This is a genomic window from Janibacter sp. LM (genome assembly GCF_039631275.1).
Lineage (GTDB): Bacteria > Actinomycetota > Actinomycetes > Actinomycetales > Dermatophilaceae > Janibacter > Janibacter terrae.
Genome location: NZ_JBDIVG010000027.1, coordinates 88,681 through 113,911 on the forward strand (window position 1 = coordinate 88,681; position 25,231 = coordinate 113,911).

The following is a 25,231-nucleotide window of genomic DNA, read 5'->3' on the forward strand; positions in this document are numbered from 1 at the left end:
TCACCTCGGCCCTCGTCCTCCGACGCGCGCACGAGCGACCTGGACCTCCTCCGCGCGCCCGTCCATGACGAGGTATCCCCGACCGGCCACGCGCGGCAGCGGCGGGACCCGCAGGCCCAGGGCGTCGCCGTCGGAGCGAGCCGACGGCTGGAGCAGCAGGCCGGTGCGGGTGCGCGCGAGGTCGGAGACCAGCCCGCGCACCTGGCCGACGGCCGTCTGGGTGGCCGTCGCGCCGATGACGAGCCCGCGGTCGGCGTCGAGCCGGCGCAGGATCTCCTTGAGCACGTCGGCGACGGGGGCGCCCTCGAGCCGGTCGAGGTCGTCGGCGATGACCGCGAGGTCGGGGTGCCTCTGGCGCATGGCGATCAGCTCGTCCCGGTCGTCCGCACCGAGGACCGGGCAGTCGAGCCCGTCGGCGATCGCCCCCGAGCCGACGACGACGAGCGGCGCCCCGGAGGCGGCCACCTGACGGGCGAGCAGTGCCAGCGTCGTCGACCGGCCGCTGCGCGGCGGGCCGCAGACGAGGAAGCGCCGCGCGCCGTCCGTCCGCCACACCACCGGGTCGCGACCGGAGCCGCCGAGCCCGAGCGGGATCCGCTCCCGCGCCGCTGCGGGCAGCACGTCGGGCGGCACCGACCCGGGGAGCTCCTCGACGACCCACGGCGGCATGGTCGCTTCGCCCCCTCCAGAGGGGGCAAGTGACGGCAGCGCCACCTGCACGAGGTCGCCGCCCGGCTGGAGCCGAGCTCGCCCGGCGACGAGCCGGTCGGAGACCTCGGTGCGGGTGAGCCCGGCCAAGGCGGCATCGCCCCGGTCGCTCAGGTGCAGCACGAGGCGGGTGCCGACGAGGGAGGAGACCCGGCCGGACAGCAGCTCGCGGCCACCCGCAACGACAACGCGCAGCCCGAGGGCGACGCCGTCGCGCATCAGCGTCTCGAGGGACTCGGCCGTCTCGCCGAGGTCGAGCGAGCCGCGCGGTCGCGTCACCCGACCCCAGCCGTCGATCGCCAGGAGCAGGTGCGGCGGGGGCAGCGGACCCCCTTCGCTCTCGTGGGTGGCCCACCACGCGTCGAGGGTCGGGTGACCACTGGCCCGCAGGGCCACCCGTCGCGCCGCGAGGTCGGACTCGAGACGCTCGAGGAATCGGCCCACGACCGTCGCCGCCTCCCCGTCGACGATGCTCCCGACGTGCGGCAGGGCGGACAGCCCGGCCAGCCGCGCGGACCCGTCACCGACGACCTGCACCTGCAGCCGGTCCGCCGACCACCGGTGCGCGGCAGCGGTGACGAGCGAGGCGAGGGCCGTGGTCCGGCCGGAGCCGGGACCGCCGACGAGCATCCAGTGCCCGTCGGTCGTGGCCCACTCCAGCGGCGACTGGCGCTGCTGCGCCGGCAGGTCCACGAGGCCGAAGGGAGCCCCCGTCGCCTCGTCGTCGGGTAGCCGCGCCGCCTCGATGGTCTCCGGCAGCGGCGGCAGCCAGGGTCGGTGGGGTGCCGGGATGGCCAGCGACTGCGCCACCCGGGTCATCGTGCGGGCGAGACGCTGCAGGTCGGTCGGTCCGAGGTCGTCGACGACGGGCGGCGCGGGCCAGGCCTCGCCGGGGTGGCGCACGAGCAGCGCACCGCCGACACCAGCGGCGTGCCCGGCGACCCGGCCCGTCTGGAAGGCACGCGGCGGACCACCACCGGTGCTCGCCAGGGCCCGGCCGGGAGCCGTCTCGGGGATCTCGGCCGCGTCGGGGCAGCCGATGACGTCGTCGCTGTCGGCACGGTCGCGTACGCGCAGCGCGATGCGCAGGTTGACGTTGGCCTTGATGTCCGCGGAGACGATGCCGCCGGGTCTCTGGGTCGCGAGCACGAGGTGCACGCCGAGCGAGCGGCCCACGGCGGCGATGCGCATGAGGTGGGCCATGACGTCGGGCTGCTCCTCGGCGAGCATGCGGAACTCGTCGATGACGATCATCAGCCGGGGCAGCAGGTCGCCGCGGTGGTCGTCGATGTCCTTGGCCCCCGACGCGGCGAGGACGTGCTCGCGGCGGGTCAGCTCGGCGTCCAGGCTCGTCAGGGCGCGCTCGGCCGCGGCGGGGTCGAGGTCGGTGAGCATGCCGACGGTGTGCGGCAGCCGCGCGCACCCGGCGAAGGCCGCCCCGCCCTTGTAGTCGACGAGGACGAAGGTCATCTCCTGCGGCGACAGGCGCGTCGCGAGCGCCGCGACCCAGCTCTGGAGGAACTCGGACTTGCCCGACCCGGTCGTGCCCGCGACGAGGGCGTGCGGCCCGTCGCGGCGAAGGTCGATGCGGAAGGTGCCCTCGCCCGCGGCCCCCACGACGACCTCGAGGTCGTCGCCAGCAGAGCACCAGAGGCCGCGGATCTGTTCCTCGTCGTCGGGATCGAGATCGCCCAGGTCGACGAGCCGGGCGGCACGGGGCAGGCCGGCGCCCTGCGCGTCGGGCGTCGCGTCGCGCAGCGGCAGCAGCGCGGCGGCGACGCGGCGCGCCCACGGCTCGCCGGTGCCGTCGAGCACACCCCGCGCCGCCTGCTCGCCGGCGAGCAGCAGCCGCAGGTCGTCGCCGGCGAGGACGGCGACCGCGCGGGCCTCGTGCGGCAGGTCGGCGGGGGTGTCGGCGAGGGCGATGACGAGGACGCGCTGGGGGCCCCCTTCGCTCATGATCGTGCGCAGCCCGGGGTCGGTCCGCCACGCACCGGCCCCGTCGACGACGACCACCTGGGCGACGGGCAGCGGATCGCCCTCGCGGCGTCGCTCGGGCCCGCTCGCGGCGCGTTCGGTGGTCAGGCGGGCGAGCCCGGCGAGCAGCGCGGCGCCCGCCTCGGGGTCGGTCGCGACCCGTGCGGACCCCGGCAGGTCGTCGTGTGCGCGCAGGTGCACCAGGCCGGCGAAGGGGGACCACCACCCGTCCTCGTCCGCGACCACGCCCACCCGCACGTCGTGGTGGGAGTGCAGGACCACGAGCTGCCCGAGCAGGTGGCGCGCGAGCCGGTCACGGGAGGCGCGTGGACCCGCGATGCCGAGCACCGCGATGTCCGCCAGGTCGACCGTCAGGGGGACGTCCTCGAGCACCGGGTGCTCGCGCACGCCGGCGCGGTGCTCGACCTCGAGCCGGGCGGGCAGCGCCCCGAGGCCGAGCCGCAGGCACAGGTGCTCCTCGTGCTGGGCGCGCCTCTCCCACAGGCGTGCCGACTCGCCGCGAGCCGCGTCCTGGAGGGCTGAGGCGTCGGGTGCGGCGCGCAGGCGTTCGCGCCGCTCGGCGGCCAGGGCCGCGGTGAGCCGCTCGCCGGCGCGGGCGCGCTCGCGGACCCACGACGCGTGGGCCTCCCGGTGCTCGCGGCGCGAGCTCGTGCGGTCGGAGAGCGTCGAGCCGAGGACGAGCAGCGGGGAGAGCAGGCCGAAGAGCAGCATCCGCGGCCCGAAGAAGTAGGCCAGCACCCCCGCGAAGGGCAGCGGCAGCAGCACCATGACCCAGGGGATGCGGCGGCGTGCCGGCGGCCTGGGCTCCTCGGGGACCCGGATCGTCGTGGGCTTGCCGGTGCGGGGCAGGTGCGGCGTCGGGTTGACGCCCAGGGTGCCGTCGCCGGTCGCCACCCGTCGGGTCGGCCGCGGCCGGTGGGCCTCGACGGCGAAGGTCGTGTGCCCCGCCCGCAGCTGGCTCCCGGCACGCACCCGCACCCCGTCGGTGGGGACGGTCGCGTCGTCCACGCGGGTGCCGTTGGTCGTGCCGAGGTCGCGCAGGTGCACCCCGTCGCGGTCGACGGTCAGCTCGAGGTGCTCGCGGGAGAGCGCGTCGTCGGCGACCCGCAGCGTCGCGGCGTCGCCGCGGCCGATGGTGTGGCGACCGGGGGTGAGCTCGTGGGTGCGACCGGCGTCGGGCCCGCTGAGCGTGACGAGGCGAAGGGGGGACCGCCGGGCTGCTCGCGTGGTGGGCTCCCGGGCAGGGCGCGTGGCGTCGAGGACGAGCGCGACGCCGTCGAGCAGGGGTGGGAGCCCGACGGGCGCGTTGGGGGTGAGGCGCTGCGGCCCGACCCGGACGGTCGCGCCCGGGCGCCCGGCCGCGGCGAGCAGGTCACCGAGGGTGTGGTGCACCTCGGCGCGGACGTCGATCGTCTCGGTCCCCCCGCTGCCGGCGTCGATGATCGTCATCCGCAGCTGCATGAGGGCACGGTAGGTCGATCGCCCTCATCGACCGCGGGAGTTGTCCACAGGCCCGGCCGGGCTCAGTCGTCCAGCCCCCGCGCGGCGAGCGCGTCCCCCATCGCGTCGGCCCGCCGCAGCGCGCCGACGATGAGCGGGACGGCGAAGGCGCGCGGGCTGGCTCCGAGACCGCGCGCGTGCTGGGCCTCGCGGACCCGGCCGCCCAGGTCGATGACGAGCGGCACGGCGCGGATGGCCAGCTGCAGCATCAGGCCGACGCGCTCGGGGTCGACGCCGACCCGTCGCAGCGGCCCGCACACCCGCACGACGACGTCGATGAGGTCGCTCGTACGGGTCGTGAGCGTCACGAGGTTGGCGAGCAGCACGAGCGCGATGAGGACCCCGACGATGACGAAGGCCCGCTCCCAGCCCGCGACCACCGTCTGGAAGACCCCGAGCGGCACCATGACGAGCAGCAGCGGGCGCAGCATCTGCAGCAGCACCGCCGCCGGCATCCGCGCGGTCGCGTAGCCCGCGAGCACCACGGCCAGGGCGACCGCGGTCACCACCGGCGAGCGGACGAAGGGGGAGACCAGCCCGGCGAGCAGCAGCCCGGCGAGCTTCGCACCGGCGGGCAGGCGGTGCAGCACCGAGCCACCCTCGCGGTAGAGCCCGATCACCGGACGCGGTCCATGAGCTCGAGGTAGTGGGCGATGGAGTCCGCGGGCGACCCGTCGTGCACGAGCCGGCTGTCGTCGAAGACGAGCACCCGGTCGAAGTCGACGAGCAGGTCGAGGTGGTGGGTCACGAGGACGACCTGCTGGGGCAGGGCGCGCACCGCGTCGGCGACCCGCCGCGCGTTGCGGATGTCGAGCAGCGTCGTCGGCTCGTCCATGACGAGCAGGTCGGGCTCGGTGACGAGCACGGCGGCGAGGGCGAGCAGCTGCTTCTGCCCGCCGCTGAGGAGGTGCGCCGGGTGGTCACCGCGACCGGCGAGGCCGTGGGCCGCCAGGGCCCCCTCGACACGGGCGGCGATCTCCCCCTTCGTCAGCCCGCGGCGGCGCAGGGAGAAGGCGACGTCCTCAGCGACCGTCGGCATGACGATCTGCGCGTCGGGGTCGGTGAAGCAGAAGCCGACGCGCCGGCGCACCTGCTTCCCCTGCCGCTCCGTGTCGAGACCGTCGAGCGTCACGGTGCCGTGCTCGGGGACGACGAGGCCGTTGAGCATCCTGGCGAAGGTCGACTTGCCCGACCCGTTGGCCCCGATGACCCCGATCCGGGGCTCCTCGAGACGCACCGTGACCTCGCGCAGCACCGGTGGGCCGCCGTCGAAGCCGTGCGTCACGTCGGCGACGTCGATCAGCATGCCTGCACCACCATCGCCACTCCCTGCCCGCCGCCGGCCGCGATCGCGGCGAGACCGAGCGACCCGGGGCGTGGCGCCAGCTGGTGGAAGAGCCGCACGAGCAGCACGGCCCCGGAGGCGCCCCACGGGTGGCCCAGGGCGAGCGCGCCACCGTCGGCACACACGCGAAGGGGGTCCAGCCCCAGCTCGTCGCAGCAGGCCAGCACCTGCCCGGCGAAGGCCTCGTTGACCTCGATCGCGTCGAGGTCGTCGAGCCCGATCCCCGCGCGCTGCAGGACGGTCCGCGTCGCCGGCACGAGGCCCCGGCCGGGTCGGTGGGGCGCCACGCCGGCGGTGGCGGTGGCCAGGACGCGCAGCCCCGGGCCGCCCAGGCGCGCGTGGGTCGCTGCGTCGACGACGGCCACGGCGGCGGCACCGTCGCTGATGCCGCAGGAGTTGCCCGCGGTCACCGACCCGCCGTCCCGGAAGGCCGGTCGCAGACGCGCCAGCTTGTCGACCGTGAGCGTCGCCCGCGGTCGGTCGTCGCGCACGACCCTGCCGACGGCCACGATCTCGTCGTCGAAGACCCCCGCCTCCTGCGCCGCCACGGCCCGCGCGTGCGAGCGCGCGGCGTACTCGTCCTGGCGCTCGCGGGAGACGCCGGCCTCCTGCGCGAGCAGGTCGTTGGCGACCCCCATGTCGGGGTCGTCCCACCCGGCGGGGGCGAAGGGAGCCCGCTCGTACCGCACGGGGTCGGCGCCCTCGACGGGCGGCCAGTGCCGCCACGGGGCGGTGCTCGCGGACTCCACCCCGCCCGCCAGGACGGCGGGGGAGCCCGTGGCGACCATGCGGACCGCCACGTCGACGGCCGCGAGCCCGCTCGCGCACTGCCGGTCGACGGTGAGGGCGGGCACGTGCTCGGGCAGCCCGGCGCGCAGGGCCGCAGACCGGGCGACGTCGCCACCGGGACCCATGCAGTTGCCGAGCACGACGTCGCCGACCTCGGCGGGGTCGAGCCCGGCGCGACGGGTCACCTCGGCGAGCACCGGTCCGGCGAGCCGCTCGGCGGTGACCGTGGACAGGGAGCGGCCGGCTGTCCCGATGGCGGTGCGGGCGGCCGCGACGATCACGGGGGTCGTGGTCATGACCCGGCCGCCACGAGCCTCGCGCGCACCGCGCCGCGGTCGACCTTGTCGTTGGGCGTGACCGGCAGCGTCTCGAGGTGGACCCAGCGTCGCGGGCGCTGGGGCGTCGTCAGCTCGGCGCGGGCGACGCGGCGCAGCCGGTCGGCGTCGGAGGCGACGGTGACCGCGCAGGCGACGACCTCGCCGAGCTCGGTGTGGGGGAGGCCGACGACGACGACCTCGCCCTCGGCGTGGGGTCGTAGGACCCGCTCGACGTCGGCGACGGTGACGGTCGCGCCGGCGGTGGTGATCCCCCCTTCGCGCCCGTGGACCCGCACGACGCCGCCGCCGACCTCGCCGCGGTCACCGACGGTGACCCAGCCGCCCGGCCGGGTGCGCAGCTCTTGCCCCGGCTCGAGGTACCCGCGGCTGACGTAGGGGGAGCGGACCCATAGCTCGCCATCGCGCGCGCGGACCTCGACGCCGGGGAAGGGACGCAGCGCGTCCGCGTGCTCGCCCCAGGCGACGAGGGAGAGCTCGGCCGCACCGTAGTAGTGGCTCAGGCCGCCGCCCGCGGCGAGGACCTGCTCCCGGGTCGCCGCGTCGACCCGGTCGCCGGCGACGACGACGTGCGTGCCGGCGAGCTCCTGCGGGCGGGTCGCGAGGACCCGCCGGAGCGCGCTGGGGGTGAGGTGGGCGTGCGTCGCGTCGGCGAGCTCGTCGACCATCGTCGCGCGGGCCCAGCCGGCGTGGACGGCGGCGAAGAGGTTCATCGACGAGGTGATCGGTCCGGGGGCGTGCACCCGGCTCCCCGCGGTGGTGCCGGTCAGCGCGCTGACGGCGGGGAAGGACCCGACCCACGAGCCGGTCGTGCGCACGATCGTGCGTGCGTGCCCGGAGGTGCCGGAGGTGGCGAGGGCGATGGGCCGGCCGGCTCGCGCGGCCTCCCCGAAGGCGGCCACGGGGTCCTCGGCCGCCAGCACGTGGACGATCTCAGACGAGGGCATCCTCACGCTCCCGCGTGCGCGAGCGGATGAGACCGGGGTAGGCGGCGTGCACCCCCCGCGCGACGACGGCGCAGATGACGGCCTTGACGAGGTCACCGGGGACGAAGGGGGCTGCCGCCACGAGGGCTGCGACGGGGCTGAGGTCGGCGCGCAGGATCATCCCGATGACGCCCAGGACGTTGAGCGCGAGGACGCCGCCCAGGATGTTGATGCCGATGCCGGGCACCAGGCGGTAGGGGCGGCCGGCCGCCTCCGTCATGACACCGACGAGGTACGCGGCGATCGGGTAGCCGATGAGGTAGCCCACGCTCGGGCCGGCGAAGACGCCGAGGCCGCCGCGCCCGCCGGCGAGCAGGGGGAGGCCCAGGGCGACGAGCGCGAGGAAGACGAGGACCGCGAGGGCACCCCGCCGGGCGCCGAGGATCGCGCCGCAGAGCATGATCCCGAGCGACTGGGCCGTGATGGGGACCGCGTTGCCGAAGGGGGCGATCGCCGGGATGAGGCCGAGCACGGCGATGATGCCGGCGAAGACGGCGATCTGGGCGAGCTCACGGCCGGTGGATCGGGGGTGGGACACGGTGGGGCCTCTCGTTCGGGGACGCCCGATCATGGCACGCGAAGCGACCACATGTGAACACTGTTCACGAGCGGCTCCGCCCACAGTCTGTGGATTCTCGAGATGCGAGCGCCCGGGAAGTCGCTAGCGTCTGACATCGACGGATCGGGGAGTGCCGTCGGTCAGATCACGAGCACGAAGGGGGGTCCGCATGGACGCCGTCAAGACGGTCGAGGGCGAGGTCCGCGAGCTCATCCGGCGCTCCGGCCTGGACCCGGTGCGCGAGACCGGCGAGGTCGCCGACCTCGTGCGCGCCGCGGTCACCGACTACGACGAGCGCAGCACCCACGGCGGGCTGCCCCTGCTCGGCAACTTCGAGGCCGCGGTCAAGTCCGTCATGGACACCGTCGCCGGCTTCGGCCCGCTGCAGCGCTACTTCGACGACCCGCTCGTCGAGGAGATCTGGATCAACAGCCCGAGCCAGGTCTTCGTCGCCCGCAACGGCGTCTCCGAGCTGACGAGCACCGTCCTCACCGCCGACGAGGTCCGTGACCTCGTCGAGAAGATGCTCAAGTCCTCGGGACGGCGGGTCGACCTGTCCTCTCCATTCGTCGACGCGACGCTGCCCGACGGCAGCCGGTTGCACGTCGTCATCCCGGACATCACCCGGGAGCACTGGGTGGTCAACATCCGCAAGTTCGTCGTGAAGGCCGACCACCTCGACGACCTCGTGCGCCTCGGCACGCTCACCCGGGAGGCCTCGGTCTTCCTCCAGGCCGCGGTGGCGTCCGGGCTGAACATCCTCGTCGCCGGGGGCACCCAGGCCGGCAAGACCACCCTCCTCAACTGCCTGTCCGCGGCGATCCCGCCGCGCGAGCGGGTGGTGACCTGCGAAGAGGTCTTCGAGCTGAAGATCCCGATGCGCGACGTCGTCTCGATGCAGTGTCGCCAGCCCAGCCTCGAGGGCACCGGCGAGGTACCCCTGCGGCGCCTGGTCAAGGAGGCGCTGCGCATGCGCCCCTCGCGGATCATCGTCGGGGAGGTCCGCCAGGCCGAGAGCCTCGACCTGCTCATCGCGCTCAACTCCGGGCTCCCCGGCATGTGCACCCTGCACGCCAACTCCGCCCGCGAGGCGGTCACCAAGATGTGCACCCTGCCGCTGCTGGCGGGGGAGAACGTTGGGTCACGGTTCGTCGTCCCCACGGTCGCCGGCTCGATCGACATCGTCGTGCACACGGCCCTCGAGGTCGACGGCGTCCGACGGGTCCGCGAGATCGTGGCGCTGCCGGGGCGGATCGAGAACGACGTCGTCGAGATCAGCGACATCTTCACCACCCGTGACGGCCGGCTCGTGCGCGCCGACGGCTACCCGCCGCACCGCGACCGCTTCCAGCGGGCCGGCTACGACGTCACCGCCCTGCTCGGAGGGGATCGCGGATGACAGGTGTCCTCATCGGCGCAGTCCTCGGCCTCGGGCTGTTCCTCATCTGGTGGTCCTGGTGGCCGAGCGACGAGACGCGGGTCCGCGCTCCGCGCGAGCACCGGGTCATCCGACGCCTCTCCGACGACCTCGCCCAGGCCGGCTACCGCGGGATCGGTCCCACGGGCCTCGTCGCGGCGTGCGTCATCGCCTTCCTCCTCATCTTCGTCGCCGTCACCGCGCTCACCGCGGTCCCGGCCATCGCGTTGTGCTTCGCGGTGATGGCCGGCGGCGTGCCCGTGCTCGTCGTGCGCATGCGGGCGCGTGCACGCCGGGCCCACCTGAGGGACCTGTGGCCGGACGCGGTCGACAACATCACCTCCGCGGTGCGCGCCGGCATGGCGCTGCCCGAGGCGCTCTCCCAGCTCGCGCTGCGCGGCCCCGAGGAGCTGCGCCCGGCCTTCGCCGACTTCGCGAGCGACTACCGCACGACCGGCCGCTTCAACGACTGCCTCGACCGGCTCAAGGACCGGCTCGCCGACCCCGTCGGCGACCGCCTCGTCGAGTCGCTGCGCATCGCCCGCGAGGTCGGCGGCTCCGACCTCGGGTCCCTGCTGCGCACCCTCTCGACCTTCCTGCGCGAGGACGCCCGCACCCGCAGCGAGCTGGAGACGCGCCAGTCGTGGACGGTCAACGCGGCCCGGCTGGCCGTGGCCGCGCCGTGGATCGTGCTGGCGCTCCTGTCGACCCGACCCGAGTCGGTGCAGGCGTACAACACCTCGACCGGTGTCCTCGTCCTGGCGGTCGGCGCCGCCGCGACCGTCATCGCCTATCGCGTCATGGTGCGCATCGGCCGGCTCCCGGACGAGGAGCGGGTGCTGCGATGACGGACGTCCTGCACTCCATCGGCCTGGGGCGCAGCGGCGCCCTCCTCGGGTTGCTCCTGGCCCTCGGTGCCGTCCTGGTCCACCAGGGCCTGCCGCGCCACCGGCGGCCCACGCTCGACGACCGGTTGGCCCCGTACCTGCGCGACACCCCGAGGCCCTCGCGCCTGCTCGCCGACGACGAGGTCGCCCTGCTCGCTGTGATCCCGACCGTGCTGCGTCCGGTCATCACCGACCTGGCCCGGCGGGTCGAGTCGGTGCTCGGCGGCACCTCCTCGGTCCGCCGGCGTCTGCTGCGGGCCGGTCGCGCGCCCGACACGGACCGGTTCCGGGCCGAGCAGGTCCTGCACGGTTTCGGCGGTGCCGTCATCGGTGGCGCCCTCGGGGTCTTCTACGTGACGGGGCAGGGCCGCTCGCCGTTCTTCCTGCTCGTGCTCATCGTGCTCGGGTTCGCCATCGGCGTCGTCGTCCGTGACACCCTGCTCACCCGCGAGGCAGAGCGTCGCGAGGCGCGCATGCTCGCCGAGTTCCCCACCGTCGCCGAGCTGCTCGCACTCGCAGTCGGCGCGGGTGAGGGCGCCGCAGGGGCCCTCGAGCGGGTCGTGCGCCTGTCCGACGGTGAGCTGTCCGACGAGCTCGGACGCTGCCTCGCCGATGCGCGCGCGGGCGCCAGCCTCCCGTCCGCCCTGGAGGGCCTGGCCGACCGCACCGGACTGACCTCCCTCGCCCGGTTCGTGGACGGCATCGTCGTCGCTGTCGAGCGCGGCACGCCCCTCGCCGACGTCCTGAGGGCGCAGGCACAGGACGTCCGCGAGGAGGGGCGCCGGCTGATCATGGAGGCCGGCGGCAAGAAGGAGATCGCGATGATGGTCCCCGTCGTCTTCGGCGTGCTGCCCATCACGATCCTCTTCGCGTTGTTCCCCGGCCTCGGCTTCTTCCAGTTCCAGATGTGACCCGACAGCACCGCCACCAAGGAGAGATGACATGACCGACCAGCTCATCAAGGCGCACGTGCGCCTCACCGACAGCGTCCACCGGGCCGTGGCCCGCCTCGAGGACGAGACGGGCGACGTGCCCGGCTGGGTGCTCATCACCCTGATGACCGCTGCCCTCGTCACGGGCATCTGGGCCATCGCGGGCGAGCAGCTGAAGTCGATGTTCGAGAACGCCCTCAAGGGCGTCACCGGGCCCGACCAGGTCCACGGTTGACACGGATCGAGCGTCTGGGGGACGACCGCGGATCCGCGGTCGTCGACTTCGCCCTGACCTCGATCCTCCTGCTCTTCGTCTTCCTCGCCGTCTTCCAGCTGGGACTGGCCCTCCACGTGCGCAACACCCTCGTCTCCTGCGCCTCCGAGGGGGCTCGCTACGGGGCGAGGGCCGGCTCGAGCCCCGAGCAGGGCGCGGCCCGCGCACGTGACCTCATCGACCGCTCCCTCTCGCCGCGCTACTCCGGCGGTGTCGTGGCGAGGACCGACACGACGGCCGAAGGGGTGCAGGTCGTCGTCGTCGACGTGACGGCACCGCTGCCGGTGATCGGTCCGGTCGGCCCGGGGGACGCGCTCGACGTCCGTGGCCGCGCCTTCCTGGAGGAGCAGTGAGGGCGCGCGCACGGCTGGCCGACGACGGGGGGACCGCCGTCATCGAGTTCGTCTGGCTGGCGATCCTGCTCCTCGTCCCCCTCATCTACCTCGTCCTGTGCCTCGCCCGCCTCCAGGCCGGGTCCTACGCCGTCACCCAGGCCGCCCGAGAGGCAGGTCGTGCCTTCGTCACCGCGAGCGACGAGTCGTCGGCGCAGGCGCGCTCGCAGGCCGCGGCGGACATCGCCTTCGAGGACCAGGGCTTCGGGGAGGGCAGCCGCCTCACGCTCGAGTGCACCGCTTCGCCCTGCCTGTCGCCCGGAGAGTCGGTGACCACCCGGGCGGCGACCTCCGTGCCCATGCCGCTCGTCCCGGGGTTCCTCCGCGACGTCGTGCCGCTGGACATCCCGGTCTCGGCCACGCAGGTCTCGCCAGTGCCCGGGTACGAGGCGCGATGACCTCCCTTCGCCCCCTCTGCGCGCGCACCCGTGACGATCGTGGCCAGCTCAGCGTCCTCGTCCTCGGCCTGACCGTCATCGCGATGACGCTGATCATCGGCGGCATCGCCGTGACCTCGGTCCACATCTCCCGGATGCGACTGCTCGACGCCGCGGACTCCGCGGCGCTCGAGGCGACCGACGAGAGCGCCGAGCAGATCTACGAGGGCGGGCTCGGCACCGCCCTGCCCGTCACCGACGACTCGGTCCGCGCCGCGGCCTCCGAGCACCTCGCGTCGCGTGCGCTGCCGCACGGCCTCGAGAGCTGGGCCGTCGCGGACGGCAGTGGCAGCCCCGACGGTCAGACGGCCGTCGTCCGCCTGACCGGACAGGCGGACCTGCCCCTCATCGGCGGCCTGCTCGAGTCGATGGGTGGCTCGGTGACGGTGACCGTCGAGTCGCGGGCCCGTGCCGGCGTCGTCACCGGCCAACCCTGAGCCGCGTTGCGGCTCGCCCGTCGGTCCGAGGTGACACGATGACGGCAGCGGTGCACGACCGTGCCCGCACCTGCAGGAGGGATGCACGTGGCGGACGAGCAGCGGGACGGCGCGACCGGGACGAAGGGGGAGGACGCGCCCCCGGCCGAGATGGTCGAGACCGCGTCCGACACAGCACCCGACGCCGCGCCGGACACCACGCCTGACACCGCTCCCGATGAGCGCGAGCACGAGCCCGAGGTGGTCCAGACGACCCAGGGCACGGTCCTCGACCCCGACGAGTGCCCCGAGGCGCCGACCGTCCCCGCCGCCGAGCTGCACGATGCCGAGCGCGACCACGACCACGAGGAGCTGCGGCCGGTCCACCGGATCTCGCTGCCGCCGACGCTCACCCTGCTGCTCGGGCTGGCCGCCGGGATCATCGCCATCGCCGGCCTCAAGCAGGTCGCCGGGATCGTCGCGCCCACCTTCCTCGCCGTCACGCTGATCATCGCCGTCTACCCCGTGTACAAGGGCATGCGGCGGATCCTGCCGAGCGCCGTCGCCGGGCTGCTGCTCATCGTCATCCTCTACGGGATCCTCGCCGCGCTCGGCGCCTCGATCGCCATCGCCGCGACCCGCTTCGCCAACGAGCTGACCAAGCCGGCGTACACGAGCACCTTCACCGGGTTCGTCACCGACATCCAGCAGCTGCTGGCCGAGCGAGGGGTCGAGACGGAGGAGATCAACGACGCGATCAGCAACTTCGACCTGCGCAACCTCGCGGGCGTCGCCAGCTCCCTCGCCAACACGGTGACCGGCCTGACGACGACGATGCTCTTCCTGCTGACGGTGATGATCTTCCTCGTCATGGACGCCGGTGGCTTCGGCCGGCGGCTCGACGCGATCCACCGGCAAAAACCGGATGTCGCCGACGCCCTCGTCGACTTCGGCTACCGCGTGCGCCGGTACTGGATCGTCTCCACGGTCTTCGGCATCATCGTCGCGGTCATCGACTACCTCGCCCTGGCCTGGCTCGGCGTCCCGCTGGCGATGACCTTCGCCCTGCTGGCCTTCGTCACCAACTACATCCCTAACATCGGCTTCGTGCTCGGCCTCGTCCCGCCGGCCCTCATCGGGCTGCTGGCGGGAGGGGTCTCGACGATGGTGTGGGTGATCGTCGTCTACTCGGTCGTCAACTTCGTCGTCCAGACGATCCTGCAGCCGAAGTTCACCGGCGACGCCGTCGGCATCAACGCCTCGACGGCCTTCCTGTCGCTCGTCTTCTGGGCGTACGTCTTCGGCGCGCTCGGCGCGCTGCTCGCCATCCCCTTCACCCTGCTCGTCAAGTCGATGCTCATCGACCGCGACCCCAAGGTGCGCTGGGTCGACCAGTTCATCTCGAGCACGCCCGACGCGTCGGCGCGCCTGCCGTAAGGTGACCTGCTGTGGCTGTCGACTTCGAGACCGAGATCAAGCACCTGCGCACGACCATGGGGTCGGTGCGCGATGTGACCGACGTGCCCGCCCTCGAGGCGCAGATCGCCGAGCTCGAGCAGCAGGCCGCGGCCCCCGACCTGTGGGACGACCCCGACAAGGCGCAGGGCGTGACCTCCGCCCTCTCCCGCGCCAACTCCGAGCTCGAGCGGATCCAGAGCATGGACGCGCGGATCGACGACCTCGAGGCGCTCGTGGAGCTCGGGACGGAGGAGCGCGACGCGGACACGCTCACCGAGGCCGAGGCCGAGCTGGCCAAGATCCGCAAGGCCGTCGGCCAGCTCGAGGTCCGCACCCTGCTCTCCGGTGAGTACGACGAGCGCGCGGCGGTCGTGACGATCCGCGCCGGCGCCGGTGGCGTCGACGCCGCCGACTTCGCCGAGATGCTCATGCGCATGTACCTGCGCTGGGCCGAGCGCCACGGCTACCCGACCAAGGTCATGGACACCTCCTACGCCGAGGAGGCGGGCCTGAAGTCGGCGACCTTCGAGGTCAACGTCCCCTACGCCTACGGCAACCTCTCGGTCGAAGGGGGGACCCACCGCCTCGTGCGCATCTCGCCCTTCGACAACCAGGGTCGTCGTCAGACCTCCTTCGCCGCGGTCGAGGTCATCCCGCTCATCGAGGGCACCGACTCCATCGAGATCCCGGAGAACGAGCTCAAGATCGACGTCTTCCGCTCCTCCGGCCCGGGCGGCCAGTCGGTCAACACCACCGACTCCGCGGTGCGCATGACGCACCTCCCGACGGGGATCGTCGTGTCGATGCAGAACGAGAAGTCGCAGATCCAGAACCGTGCCGCCGCGCTGCGCGTCATGCAGTCGCGCCTGCTCCTGGCCAAGCGGGCCGAGGAGGCCGCCGAGCGCAAGGAGCTCGCCGGCGACGTCAAGGCCACCTGGGGCGACCAGATGCGCTCCTACGTGCTCAACCCGTACCAGATGGTCAAGGACCTGCGCACCGAGCAGGAGACCGGCAACCCGAGCGCCGTCTTCGACGGTGAGATCGACTCCTTCATCGAGGCCGGCATCCGCTGGCGCATCGAGCAGGCCAAGGCCGAGGCCTGAGCCGACCGCGACCTCGGACCTAACGCGCCGAGGTCACGAGATTGTCACGGACCGTCCACCCGTGCGGCTTATCCTGCAGGCGGCCGTGTCCCCTTCGTCCCTGAGGCCTGCTGCAGCTGATGATCCGCTTCGAGAACGTCACCAAGAGATACCCCAACCAGAGCCGCCCCGCGCTCGACGGGATCGACCTGAACATCGACCGCGGGGAGTTCGTCTTCATCGTCGGCGCCTCGGGCTCGGGCAAGTCGACCCTCGTGCGGCTGACGATCCGCGAGGAGCTCGTCAGCTCCGGGCGGCTGCTCGTCGGGGGCCACGACCTGCGCAAGCTGCCGCAGCGCAAGGTGCCGCAGCTGCGGCGTCAGGTGGGGACGATCTTCCAGGACTTCCGGCTGCTGCCGAACAAGACCGTGGAGCACAACGTCGCGTACGCCCTGCAGGTCATCGGCCGCCCGCGCCGCGCGATCCGGGCGCTCGTGCCCGAGACCCTCGAGCTCGTCGGCCTCGCGGGCATGGAGAAGCGCATGCCCCACGAGCTCTCCGGTGGTGAGCAGCAGCGGGTGGCCATCGCCCGCGCGGTCGTCAACAAGCCGCCGGTGCTCCTGGCGGACGAGCCCACGGGCAACCTCGACCCCGCGACCAGCCTCGACATCGTGGGTCTGCTGCGCCGCATCCACGACTCCGGCACGACGATCGTCATGGCCACCCACGACAACGTCATCGTCGACGAGATGCGCAAGCGGGTCGTCGAGCTCGAGGACGGCGTGATCGTCCGCGACGAGGAGGGCGGGAGCTACGTGCCGCGCATCGTGGACTCGCGTGACCGCGAGGACCGCGCGGTCGAGCACGAAGGGGGCGTGGAGCCCCGCGAGGACCCGGCGGACCGCCCCCTGGGTGAGGTGCACGCCCTCGACGACTGGGACGACGACGCGGAGGACCTGCTGCGATGAGGCCGACCTCGGTACTCGCCGATGCCTGGGAGGGCCTGCGGCGCAACAAGTCGATCGCCGTCTCGGTGATCCTCGTGACGATGATCTCGCTGTACCTGCTCGGCGTGGGCCTGCTCGCCCAGCGGCAGGTCGACCAGATGAAGGGCTACTGGTACGACCGCGTCCAGGTCTCGATCTACATGTGCACCGAGACCTCCGCGCAGCCCAACTGCTCGACCGGGGCGGCCACCCAGGACCAGAAGGACTCGGTGGACGCGCAGCTGGAGGAGATGAAGCCCCTCGTCAAGGACGTCTACTACGAGTCCGAGGAGGAGGCGTACAAGCGCTTCAAGCAGGACTACAAGAACTCGCCGCTCGCCGGGCACATCCGCGTCGGCGACATCCCGCCGAGCTACCGCGTCCAGCTCTCCGACCCGGAGGAGTACGAGACGGTCGCCTCCGCCTTCGAGGGGGCGCCCGGCGTCGCGAGCGTGCCCAACCTGCGCGAGGTCTTCGCCCCGCTCTTCCGGGCGATCAACATCATGACCGTCGTGATGGTCGGCCTGGCGGCGCTCACCCTCATCTCGGCCGTGCTCCTCATGGCGACGACGATCCGGCAGGCGGCCTTCACCCGCCGGCGTGAGATCGCCATCATGAAGCTCGTCGGTGCGTCCAACCGGACGATCCGTACCCCCTTCATCATCGAGACCGTCGCCTCCGGCCTCATCGGGGCGGTGATGGCGGTGGGCCTGCTCTGGTTGTCGGCGTGGGCGCTCTTCGACCGATACCTGTTGCAGGAGAACGCCGGTACCGCCTTCATCTCCGCGAGCGATGTCTGGCTCATCGCCCCCTTCATGCTCGTCGGGGTGGTCGTGCTGGCCGTGGGGACGTCGACGGTGACCCTGTGGCGCTACCTGCGGGTGTGACGGGGCGCGCCGAGGGCGCGAGGGTGCTGTGCACCGGTCGGGTTCGTCGTTACCGTTGACCTCGATGTCCCGCCCCTCACGTCCCCAGGTCTCCGCGCGCGCCCGTGCCCTCACCGGCGCCGCGCTCTCGGTCTGCCTGCTCGGCGGCGTCGTCGGCTACGCCCACGCGGCCGACCCGGACCCGCAGGAGAAGAAGAACCGGGTCGACAGCCAGCTCTCCGACGCCCGCGGTGACCTCCACGAGTCGTCGAAGGAGCTCGTCAGCGCGTACGAGAAGCTCAAGGCCACCCGCAACAAGCTGCCCGGGGCGCGCAGCGCCGCGGCCGCCGCCGAGCGGGCCGAGACGACGGCGAAGGGGGAGTACGACGACGCCGTCGCCGCGTACGAGCTCGCCCGGGCCAACGAGCGCAAGGCCGAGAAGCAGCTGAAGTCGACCAGCTCCAAGATCACCACCTCGCGGCGCGCGGTGGCCGGCTTCGCCGGGCAGGTCTACCAGCAGCAGGGCATCGGGACGATGTCCGTCGCCGTCGGCAACGAGGACCCCGGGACCTTCGTCGACAAGATGATCATGGCCGAGTCCGTCGGTGACTCCCAGAGCTCGGCGCTGCAGGAGCTGAGCACCTCCCGCGCCAACCTCGTCTCGACCGGGGACCGGCTGCAGGCGCTGCGGCAGAAGACCAAGGACGCCAAGACCGACAAGGAGAGCAAGCTCTCCACGGCGAAGGCCGCCAGCGACAAGGCCGACTCCACGCAGCGCAAGCTCGAGGGCCTCGAGAGCGACCAGACGAGTCAGGCCGCGACGTTGCGCCGGGAGAAGGCCAAGGACAAGCGCCAGGTCGACAGCCTCCAGGCGCAGTCGGACAAGCTGACCAAGATCCTCGAGGAGCGGGCCCGCAAGGCGCGCATCCGCGAGGCCGAGATCCGCCGGGCCCGCGAGGCCCAGGCCGCCCGCGAGGCAGAGGCTCGCCGTCGGGCCGCGGCCTCGACCCCGAGCGCGGCTGCCGCGCCGGCCGACCCCAACCCGCCGGCCCCGACGAGCAGCGGCGTGCTGCAGGCGCCGAGCAGTGCTCCCGCCAGCTCGGAGTTCGGTCTGCGCTTCCACCCGATCCACCAGACCTGGCGGCTGCACGCCGGCCGCGACTACGCCGGCGCCTGCGGCTCCCCGGTCTTCGCCGCGACCGACGGCACGATCATCGCCGCGAACCCACCCGGCGCGACCGGCGGCTACGGCAACCAGATCGTCATCGACCACGGCATCAAGCGGGGTTCCTCGCTCGCCACGACGTACAACCACCTGCAGTCCTTCGCGGTGCGCAGCGGCCACGTCAGCCGCGGCCAGGTCATCGGCTACGTCGGGACCACCGGGACGTCGACCGGGTGCCACCTGCACTTCGAGACCCGCGCCAACGGCACGCCCGTCGACCCGCGCGGCTGGCTCTGACCTCCCTTCGGCACAACTGACGGGACTCCGCGCGCCCGACGGGGTACGGTGGCCCGTCACCAACCGGACCTGCGAAGGGGGGACCACCATGGCCAAGAAGACCGCCCAGGGCGAGCTCGTCGTCGCGCGCAACCGCAAGGCCCGCCACGACTACCTCATCGAGGACACGTACGAGGCCGGCCTCGCGCTCATGGGCACGGAGGTCAAGGCGCTGCGCATGGGCCGCGCCAGCCTGGTCGACGGGTACGCCATCTTCTACGGGGACGAGCTCTACCTCGAGGGCGTGCACATCCCGGAGTACGTGCAGGGCACCTGGACCAACCACACCCCGCGCCGCCGGCGCAAGCTGCTGCTCCACCGCGCCGAGCTCGACAAGATCGCCGCGAAGGTGCAGGGGAGCGGGCGCACGATCGTCCCACTGTCCCTGTACTTCAAGAACGGCCGGGTCAAGGTCGAGATCGCGACCGCCACCGGCAAGAAGGCCTACGACAAGCGGCACGCGCTGCGCGAGCGGCAGGACCGGCGGGAGACCGACCGGGCCGTCTTCGGTCGCGGACGCGACTGACGGGAATGCGTTTGGCCTCTCGCGTCGTTGAGGGGATACTGAGAGAGCACAACTGAACAGCGTGACGTGTCCCTCCCATGGGGGTGATCGGTTTCGACATTGGCCGGTCCTTCAGGAGAAGCGGGTCGAGGATGCACGGTCATCTCGTCAACGCCCCGTGCAAAACCCATAGGTGCCAACTCCAAGCGCACCGACTTCGCCCTCGCCGCCTGAGCGAGCCCGAAGTCCGTTGGCCTAGGCTTGATCTCGGCCTAGATCCCAGCGTCAGCTAGAGATCTTGCTGCAGTGCCATGTCACGGGGTACTGCGGGACTCTTACGTGACTGGGCCTGTCGGGGAACGTGTGCGCGCGAGCCCCGGGGCCGAGAAAATCCATAGCGCACTGCACCCGGAGAAGTCCTGATTGTCTGCCAGTGGACGCGGGTTCGATTCCCGCCACCTCCACCACCTGGGGCACGTCACGCAGCACGCACGACGAAGGGCGGGACCATCGCGGTCCCGCCCTTCGTCATGTGCGTGGGGTTCAGCGCCTCACTTGAAGGCGTCCTTGACCTTCTCGCCGGCGGCCTTGAGGTCGCCCTTGGTCTCCTGGGCCTGGCCCTCGGCCTGCAGGTCCTCGTCGTCGGTGGCGTCGCCAGCGGCGCCCTTGGCCTTGCCCGCGAGCTGGTCCTTGGTGTTCTCGATCTTGTCGTCGATACCCATGGAGTCCTCCTGGTCGTGGTTGGTCTCTCCACCTCACCACAGGTCGCGCCGACGCGCCAGTGCTCCTCGCGGAGGACGGGTCGACGCGGTGGGGAGGGTCAGCCCGCGGAGCCCTCACGGGCCGCGACCTGGGCCTTGACCTCGTCCATGTCGACGTCCTGGACGGCGTCGAGCAGCTGCTCGAACTGGGCCTTGGGCAGGGCGCCGGCGCTCTGGTGCAGCAGGATGCCGTCGCGGAAGGCCATCAGGGTCGGGACCGAGGAGACATTGGCGAGGGAGGCCAGCTCCGGGTTGTCGTCGATGTCGACCTTGGCGAAGGTGATGTCCTCGCGGTCGTCCGCGGCGGCCTCGAAGACCGGGGCGAACTGACGGCACGGGCCGCACCACGCCGCCCAGAAGTCCACGACGACCGTGCCGTCGCCGGTGACGGTGGAGCGGAAGGTCTCGAGATCGAGGTCGGTGATCTTGCTCATGACATCAACTGTAGGCCGACCTGGGCGCGGGTGCTTCGGGGTGGTGTGCTGTGCTGGCCCGGTGCCCGTACCGCAGACCCGCCGTCGGCTCCTCCGGGTGGCGTTCGCGCTCGTCGTCCTCCTCCAGCTCGTGGTCCTCTACGCGCCGCAGGTGCCGGGGCCGCCGTCGCCGGTTCCCCACGGGGACAAGGTGGTCCACGCCTTCGTCTTCGGGCTGCCCGTGCTCGTCGCCGGTCTGGCCCGCCGCAGACGGTGGCCCGCCGCGGCCCTGCTGTGCGCCGTGCACGCACCTGTGAGCGAGGTCATGCAGCACGCGGTCCTCGCGCACCGCTCCGGTGACCCGTGGGACGTCCTCGCCGACCTCGTCGGTGTCGGCCTCGCAGCAATAGCGGTACCATTGGTGATTCGGCGACCGCGTCGTCGCCGCTCCTAGGAACTCGCACGATCGCTTTCGACTCTGGTGTCGCCCGCGCCCCACGTGTGCGGGTTTGCCCATTCACCAAGAGATTGAGAGCACTGACGTGCCCCCGAAGAAGAAGCCCCGCTGGACCACCGCGCAGAAGAGCTCGGCGAAGAAGAACGCTCCCGTCAAGGGACCCAAGAAGCCCCACCACCGCGGCCAGGCGCCGACCGACGCGCCCCGCGCCAAGGAGCGCTGGCGCGACCGCGACGAGTCCTCCTCCGGCGACCGGCCCAAGCGCGTGCGCCGCGACGGCACCGAGGACCGCGGCCAGCGGACGTGGGAGCGTCGCGAGGACCGCGGCGGTTTCCAGCGCCGTGACGACCGGGACGACCGTCGTGGTGGCGGTTTCCAGCGCCGTGACGACCGGGACGACCGTCGTGGTGGCGGTTTCCAGCGCCGCGACGACCGGGACGACCGCGGCTTCGAGCGCCGCGAGGACCGCCGGCGCGGCCCCGCCCCGCGTTTCGACCGCGAGCAGACGGGTGGCCGCCCGTCGCGCGGCCACCGCGACAACGACGACCGTCGGCGCGGTCCCGCACCCCGCTTCGAGCGCGAGCAGAACCGCCGCGGCGCCGCCCCCCGCTTCGAGCGTCCCGACCGAGCGGACCGCTTCGAGCGCACCGAGGACCCCGAGGCCCTGCGCCAGGAGGCCGACACCTGGACCTCCTCCGCCCGCACCTCGCTGAGCGGACCCGTCGACGTGGCCGAGGACAACGGCTTCGCCGCGCTCGGCGTGCCCGAGGTGCTCGTGGAGCGACTCGCGCGCGACGCCATCACCACCCCCTTCGCCATCCAGGCCGCCGCGATCCCGGACGCCCTCGCGGGCAAGGACGTGCTCGGCCGCGGCCAGACCGGCTCCGGCAAGACGCTGGCCTTCGGCCTGCCGATGCTCGCCCGTCTGGCCGGCGGCCGCGCCCGCAGCCGCAAGCCCCGCGGTCTCGTCCTCGTCCCGACCCGTGAGCTGGCCATGCAGGTGAGCGACTCCCTCGAGCCGCTCGTCCACGTCAGCGGCCTGCGGATCAAGCTCGTCGCCGGCGGCCTGTCCTACACCGGCCAGACCGCGGCGCTCGACAAGGGCGTCGACGTGCTCGTCGCGACCCCGGGTCGCCTCGTCGACCTGCTCGACCGCGGCGCGCTGACGCTCGACGAGGTCGAGGTGGCCGTCCTCGACGAGGCCGACCACATGGCCGACATGGGCTTCCTGCCCTCGGTCACGCGGATCCTCGACGACTGCCGTCCCGGTGGCCAGCGGTTGCTCTTCTCCGCGACGCTCGACCGCGGCGTCGGCGACCTCGTCGCGGCCTACATGAGCGACCCGGTGACGCACAGCACCGACGAGGCCTCCGCGAGCGTCTCGACGATGGAGCACCACCTCATGCTCATCGAGCCCAACATCAAGAAGCAGATCACCGCGCGGATCGCCTCGCGTCCCGGTCGTACCGTCGTCTTCGCGCGGACCAAGCTCGGCTGCGAGCGGATCGCCGGCGAGCTGCGGGAGGCCGGCGTCGCCGCGGCCCCGCTGCACGGTGGCCTCAGCCAGTCGCAGCGCAACAAGACGATCGGTGCCTTCCGCACCGGCTCGCTGCCGGTCCTCGTCGCCACTGACGTCGCCGCCCGCGGCATCCACGTCGACGACGTCTCGCTCGTCATGCAGGTGGACCCCCCGGGTGACCACAAGGACTACCTCCACCGCGCCGGTCGTACCGCCCGCGCGGGCGAGAAGGGCAGCGTCGTGACGCTCGTCCTCCCGCACCAGCGCAAGGAGGTCACGCGCATGGCCGCGGAGGCTGGTCTCGAGGCGCGCCCGGTGAGGACCGAGCTCGACCACGAGGTCCTCTCCGACGTCGGTGCCGTCGAGCCGAGCGGGGTGCCGATCTCCGACGCGGACTTCCGCAAGCTCGTCGACCCGCGCCCGGCGCGTCGTCACTCCGGCACCCGCGGGCCGCGCGGCGCGCGGGACCACCGTGATGGTGGCCGCGGCGGTCGTCAGGGCGGGTACCGCGGACGCCCCCGGGACTAACCTGAGGGCATGGAGACCTCGCTCGCCGGCCGCCTGCTCGTGGCGACCCCCGACCTGACGGACGATCTCTTCGCCCGCAGCGTCATCCTCGTGCTCCAGCACGACGAGCAGACCGCCGAGGGCCTCATCCTCAACCGACCGCTCGACACCCCCGTGGACCACGTGCTGCCCGGCTGGCAGGCCGGCTCCAGCCAGCCGCAGCGCGTCTTCCAGGGTGGGCCTGTCCAGCTCGACTCGGCCATCGGCCTGGCCGGGCTGCCCGGCGACGTCGAGCCGCCGCCGGGGCTCAAGCGCCTCTTCGGGGCGATCTCGCTCGTCGACCTGGACTCCCCGCAGGAGATCATCTGGCCGCAGGTGAGCGCGCTGCGCATCTTCGCCGGGTACTCCGGGTGGAGCGCCGACCAGCTGGCCGACGAGCGGGCGCGTGGCGGCTGGTACGTCGTCGACGCCGAGATCGGTGACGTCTTCGACGGCGACCCGGGCACCCTCTGGCGACGCGTCCTGCGTCGGCAGGCCGGGTCGCTCGCCTTCGTCTCGACCTACCCGGTGGACCCGGACCTGAACTAGGGCCCGATCTAGGATGGGTGGCATGAGCACGCCTGCCGACCCCACCCAGCCCGGCTCCCCGGTCACCGAACCCGGTGGCCCGTCGACGTCGACCTCGCTGCTCGAGCGCACCGAGCCGACCCCGCAGCTGGCCGAGCCCGGCGACCACGAGCGCTTCAGCCACTACGTGCGCAAGGAGAAGATCCTCGAGAGCGCGCTGTCCGGCGAGCCGGTCAAGGCCCTCTGCGGCAAGACCTGGGTGCCCGGGCGCGACCCGGAGAAGTTCCCCGTCTGCCCGATCTGCAAGGAGATCTACGACGGTCTGCGCGACCCGCAGGACGGGGAGGACTGATCCCCACGGTGGAGGCCTTCTACCGGCAGCTCGATGACGCGACCTTCGACTCCCTTCCCGCCACGGCCGGCCCATGGACCCCGCATGCCCAGCACGCCGGTCCGCCGGCGGCCCTGCTCGCGAGGGCGATGGAGCGGCACGATCCGCAGCCCGGCACGCGCCTGGCCGACGTGCGCCTGGACATCCTCGGGCCGATCCCCGTGGCTCCGCTGGCCATCGACGTCCGGGTCCTGCGAAGCGGGCGGTCGATGCAGCTGCTCGAGGCGAGCGCCGGTGTCGCCGGCCGCCCGGTGGCGGTCGCCAGGGCCTGGCGCATCGTGCGCGCCCCCGAGGACTTCCCTCGGCTGCAGGGCCGGCGCACCGGCGGTCCCGACCCGGTGCCGGAGGGTGCGGGGGACGGGCGGCTCGAGATCGCGGGCATGCACCTGGACGGCTACGTCAGCGCGATCGAGTGGCGCACCGTCGAAGGGGGAGTCGGCACCGGCGGCACGGCCGTCGCGTGGGGGCGCCAGCTCATCCCGCTGCTGCCCGACGAGGAGCCGACACCGTGGGAGCGTGCGCTCGTCCTCGCGGACTCCGGTGGTGGCATCACGATGACGCTCGACCCGCGCCGGCACACGTACATCAACTGCGACCTGCACGTGGCGCTCGACCGGGACCCCGAGGGGGAGTGGGTGCGTCTGAGCTCCCAGGCGCTCGCGACCCCCGGTCACGGCGGCACGGTGCACACGACCCTGTCCGACCGGCTCGGCGACCTCGGCACGGGCGTGCAGACCATGGTCGCGATGGACGCGAGGGCGTGAACAGGCCCCTCGCCGGTCCCATGCGCCACCGGTTTTCGGTCCTGTCGGCGCGGCGATCTACAGTGGTCCCGCGATGAGTCAGTCTGCTGCTTCCCACCTGTCACCCGCCTTCCCGAGACGGGCCGCGTGGGGCACCGCCGGCGCCCTGCGCGCCTGGCAGGCCGAGGCGCTGCAGCTCTACCTCGACTCGGGCCGCACCGACTTCCTCGCGGTCGCCACCCCCGGCGCCGGCAAGACGACCTTCGCCCTGCGGGTCGCCGCCGAGCTGCTGTCCGCGGGTGAGGTCACCAACATCACCGTCGTGGCGCCGACCGAGCACCTCAAGACGCAGTGGGCCGACGCGGCGGCCCGCGTCGGGATCCACCTCGACCCGAGGTTCTCCAACACCATGGCCGTCACCTCGAGCGACTACGACGGGGTGGCGGTCACCTACGCGCAGGTGGCCTCGCGCCCCTCGGTCCACGAGCAGCGCACCCGGG

General features: G+C 73.0%; 27 protein-coding genes and 1 other RNA gene. 20 read left to right on the plus strand and 8 right to left on the minus strand.

Annotation, left to right across the window (positions count from 1 at the left end; translation table 11 throughout):
- The 6 genes from ABC138_RS14335 to ABC138_RS14360 form a co-directional block, all read right to left on the minus strand.
- A complete protein-coding gene (locus tag ABC138_RS14335) occupies nt 1-4,167 on the minus strand; it encodes an FtsK/SpoIIIE domain-containing protein (protein WP_345914101.1) in 4,167 nt (1,388 codons plus the stop codon).
- A 62-nt stretch (nt 4,168-4,229) separates the two neighbouring features.
- Entirely contained in the window at nt 4,230-4,826 is a 597-nt protein-coding gene (locus ABC138_RS14340; protein ID WP_345914102.1) for an energy-coupling factor transporter transmembrane component T, read from the minus strand.
- Nucleotides 4,823-5,512: an energy-coupling factor ABC transporter ATP-binding protein gene (locus ABC138_RS14345; RefSeq protein ID WP_345914103.1), complete on the minus strand. Its 690-nt coding sequence runs from the start codon at nt 5,510-5,512 to the stop codon at nt 4,823-4,825. The genes ABC138_RS14340 and ABC138_RS14345 overlap by 4 nt, the downstream gene beginning before the upstream one ends.
- Nucleotides 5,506-6,636, minus strand: a complete 1,131-nt coding sequence (locus tag ABC138_RS14350; RefSeq protein ID WP_345914104.1) for a thiolase family protein — start codon at nt 6,634-6,636, stop codon at nt 5,506-5,508. The genes ABC138_RS14345 and ABC138_RS14350 overlap by 7 nt, the downstream gene beginning before the upstream one ends.
- Complete coding sequence (locus tag ABC138_RS14355) at nt 6,633-7,622, minus strand: AMP-binding protein (protein WP_345914105.1); 990 nt, start codon at nt 7,620-7,622, stop codon at nt 6,633-6,635. The genes ABC138_RS14350 and ABC138_RS14355 overlap by 4 nt, the downstream gene beginning before the upstream one ends.
- Complete coding sequence (locus tag ABC138_RS14360; protein WP_345914106.1) at nt 7,609-8,199, minus strand: biotin transporter BioY; 591 nt, start codon at nt 8,197-8,199, stop codon at nt 7,609-7,611. The genes ABC138_RS14355 and ABC138_RS14360 overlap by 14 nt, the downstream gene beginning before the upstream one ends.
- Nucleotides 8,200-8,389: 190 nt before the next feature.
- On the opposite strand from ABC138_RS14360, the gene ABC138_RS14365 reads away from it, so the two are divergent.
- The 14 genes from ABC138_RS14365 (at nt 8,390) to ssrA (ending at nt 19,840) form a co-directional block, all read left to right on the plus strand.
- On the plus strand, nt 8,390-9,619 hold the full coding sequence (locus tag ABC138_RS14365; RefSeq protein ID WP_345914107.1) for an ATPase, T2SS/T4P/T4SS family: 1,230 nt from the start codon (nt 8,390-8,392) through the stop codon (nt 9,617-9,619).
- Complete coding sequence (locus ABC138_RS14370; protein ID WP_068322241.1) at nt 9,616-10,485, plus strand: type II secretion system F family protein; 870 nt, start codon at nt 9,616-9,618, stop codon at nt 10,483-10,485. The genes ABC138_RS14365 and ABC138_RS14370 overlap by 4 nt, the downstream gene beginning before the upstream one ends.
- Entirely contained in the window at nt 10,482-11,435 is a 954-nt protein-coding gene (locus ABC138_RS14375; protein WP_345914108.1) for a type II secretion system F family protein, read from the plus strand. Before ABC138_RS14370 ends, ABC138_RS14375 begins: the two co-directional genes overlap by 4 nt.
- Nucleotides 11,436-11,466: 31 nt before the next feature.
- On the plus strand, nt 11,467-11,691 hold the full coding sequence (locus ABC138_RS14380; protein WP_338537799.1) for a hypothetical protein: 225 nt from the start codon (nt 11,467-11,469) through the stop codon (nt 11,689-11,691).
- Nucleotides 11,688-12,083: a TadE family protein gene (locus tag ABC138_RS14385; RefSeq protein WP_345914109.1), complete on the plus strand. Its 396-nt coding sequence runs from the start codon at nt 11,688-11,690 to the stop codon at nt 12,081-12,083. Before ABC138_RS14380 ends, ABC138_RS14385 begins: the two co-directional genes overlap by 4 nt.
- Nucleotides 12,080-12,520 (plus strand): pilus assembly protein, encoded by a 441-nt coding sequence (locus ABC138_RS14390; RefSeq protein WP_338537801.1) that lies wholly within the window; start codon nt 12,080-12,082, stop codon nt 12,518-12,520. Before ABC138_RS14385 ends, ABC138_RS14390 begins: the two co-directional genes overlap by 4 nt.
- On the plus strand, nt 12,517-12,996 hold the full coding sequence (locus tag ABC138_RS14395) for a pilus assembly protein TadG-related protein (RefSeq protein WP_345914110.1): 480 nt from the start codon (nt 12,517-12,519) through the stop codon (nt 12,994-12,996). Before ABC138_RS14390 ends, ABC138_RS14395 begins: the two co-directional genes overlap by 4 nt.
- 87 nt (nt 12,997-13,083) lie before the next feature.
- Nucleotides 13,084-14,412, plus strand: a complete 1,329-nt coding sequence (locus ABC138_RS14400) for an AI-2E family transporter (protein ID WP_345914111.1) — start codon at nt 13,084-13,086, stop codon at nt 14,410-14,412.
- A gap of 11 nt (nt 14,413-14,423) precedes the next feature.
- A complete protein-coding gene (prfB, locus tag ABC138_RS14405) occupies nt 14,424-15,536 on the plus strand; it encodes a peptide chain release factor 2 (protein WP_345914112.1) in 1,113 nt (370 codons plus the stop codon).
- A gap of 119 nt (nt 15,537-15,655) precedes the next feature.
- Complete coding sequence (gene ftsE / locus ABC138_RS14410; protein WP_345914113.1) at nt 15,656-16,483, plus strand: cell division ATP-binding protein FtsE; 828 nt, start codon at nt 15,656-15,658, stop codon at nt 16,481-16,483.
- Nucleotides 16,480-17,388, plus strand: coding sequence for a permease-like cell division protein FtsX (ftsX, locus tag ABC138_RS14415; RefSeq protein WP_068322278.1), 909 nt, complete (start codon nt 16,480-16,482; stop codon nt 17,386-17,388). Before ftsE ends, ftsX begins: the two co-directional genes overlap by 4 nt.
- A 64-nt stretch (nt 17,389-17,452) precedes the next feature.
- Complete coding sequence (locus ABC138_RS14420) at nt 17,453-18,829, plus strand: peptidoglycan DD-metalloendopeptidase family protein (RefSeq protein WP_345914114.1); 1,377 nt, start codon at nt 17,453-17,455, stop codon at nt 18,827-18,829.
- A gap of 88 nt (nt 18,830-18,917) precedes the next feature.
- Entirely contained in the window at nt 18,918-19,394 is a 477-nt protein-coding gene (smpB, locus tag ABC138_RS14425) for an SsrA-binding protein SmpB (RefSeq protein WP_068322283.1), read from the plus strand.
- Nucleotides 19,395-19,473: 79 nt separating this feature from the next.
- Nucleotides 19,474-19,840: a transfer-messenger RNA gene (gene ssrA, locus ABC138_RS14430) on the plus strand.
- Nucleotides 19,841-19,924: 84 nt separating this feature from the next.
- Here ssrA and ABC138_RS14435 read toward each other — a convergent pair.
- Nucleotides 19,925-20,095 (minus strand): CsbD family protein, encoded by a 171-nt coding sequence (locus ABC138_RS14435; RefSeq protein WP_068322285.1) that lies wholly within the window; start codon nt 20,093-20,095, stop codon nt 19,925-19,927.
- 98 nt (nt 20,096-20,193) lie between these two features.
- The gene (gene trxA, locus ABC138_RS14440) at nt 20,194-20,568 is read right to left on the minus strand and encodes a thioredoxin (protein ID WP_345914115.1); all 375 of its coding nucleotides are present in this window, start codon (nt 20,566-20,568) and stop codon (nt 20,194-20,196) included.
- A gap of 61 nt (nt 20,569-20,629) precedes the next feature.
- On the opposite strand from trxA, the gene ABC138_RS14445 reads away from it, so the two are divergent.
- From ABC138_RS14445 to ABC138_RS14470, 6 genes are all read left to right on the plus strand, one after another.
- Complete coding sequence (locus tag ABC138_RS14445; RefSeq protein WP_255218228.1) at nt 20,630-21,001, plus strand: VanZ family protein; 372 nt, start codon at nt 20,630-20,632, stop codon at nt 20,999-21,001.
- A gap of 88 nt (nt 21,002-21,089) precedes the next feature.
- On the plus strand, nt 21,090-23,051 hold the full coding sequence (locus tag ABC138_RS14450) for a DEAD/DEAH box helicase (protein WP_345914116.1): 1,962 nt from the start codon (nt 21,090-21,092) through the stop codon (nt 23,049-23,051).
- A gap of 9 nt (nt 23,052-23,060) precedes the next feature.
- Nucleotides 23,061-23,618 (plus strand): YqgE/AlgH family protein, encoded by a 558-nt coding sequence (locus ABC138_RS14455; protein WP_068322293.1) that lies wholly within the window; start codon nt 23,061-23,063, stop codon nt 23,616-23,618.
- Between the two features lie 22 nt (nt 23,619-23,640).
- Nucleotides 23,641-23,949, plus strand: a complete 309-nt coding sequence (locus ABC138_RS14460) for a DUF3039 domain-containing protein (RefSeq protein ID WP_068322297.1) — start codon at nt 23,641-23,643, stop codon at nt 23,947-23,949.
- Nucleotides 23,950-23,957: 8 nt separating this feature from the next.
- Nucleotides 23,958-24,752: a thioesterase family protein gene (locus ABC138_RS14465; protein WP_345914117.1), complete on the plus strand. Its 795-nt coding sequence runs from the start codon at nt 23,958-23,960 to the stop codon at nt 24,750-24,752.
- Between the two features lie 73 nt (nt 24,753-24,825).
- The coding region (locus tag ABC138_RS14470) for a DEAD/DEAH box helicase family protein (RefSeq protein ID WP_345914118.1) at nt 24,826-25,231 on the plus strand (406 nt) is incomplete at its 3' end.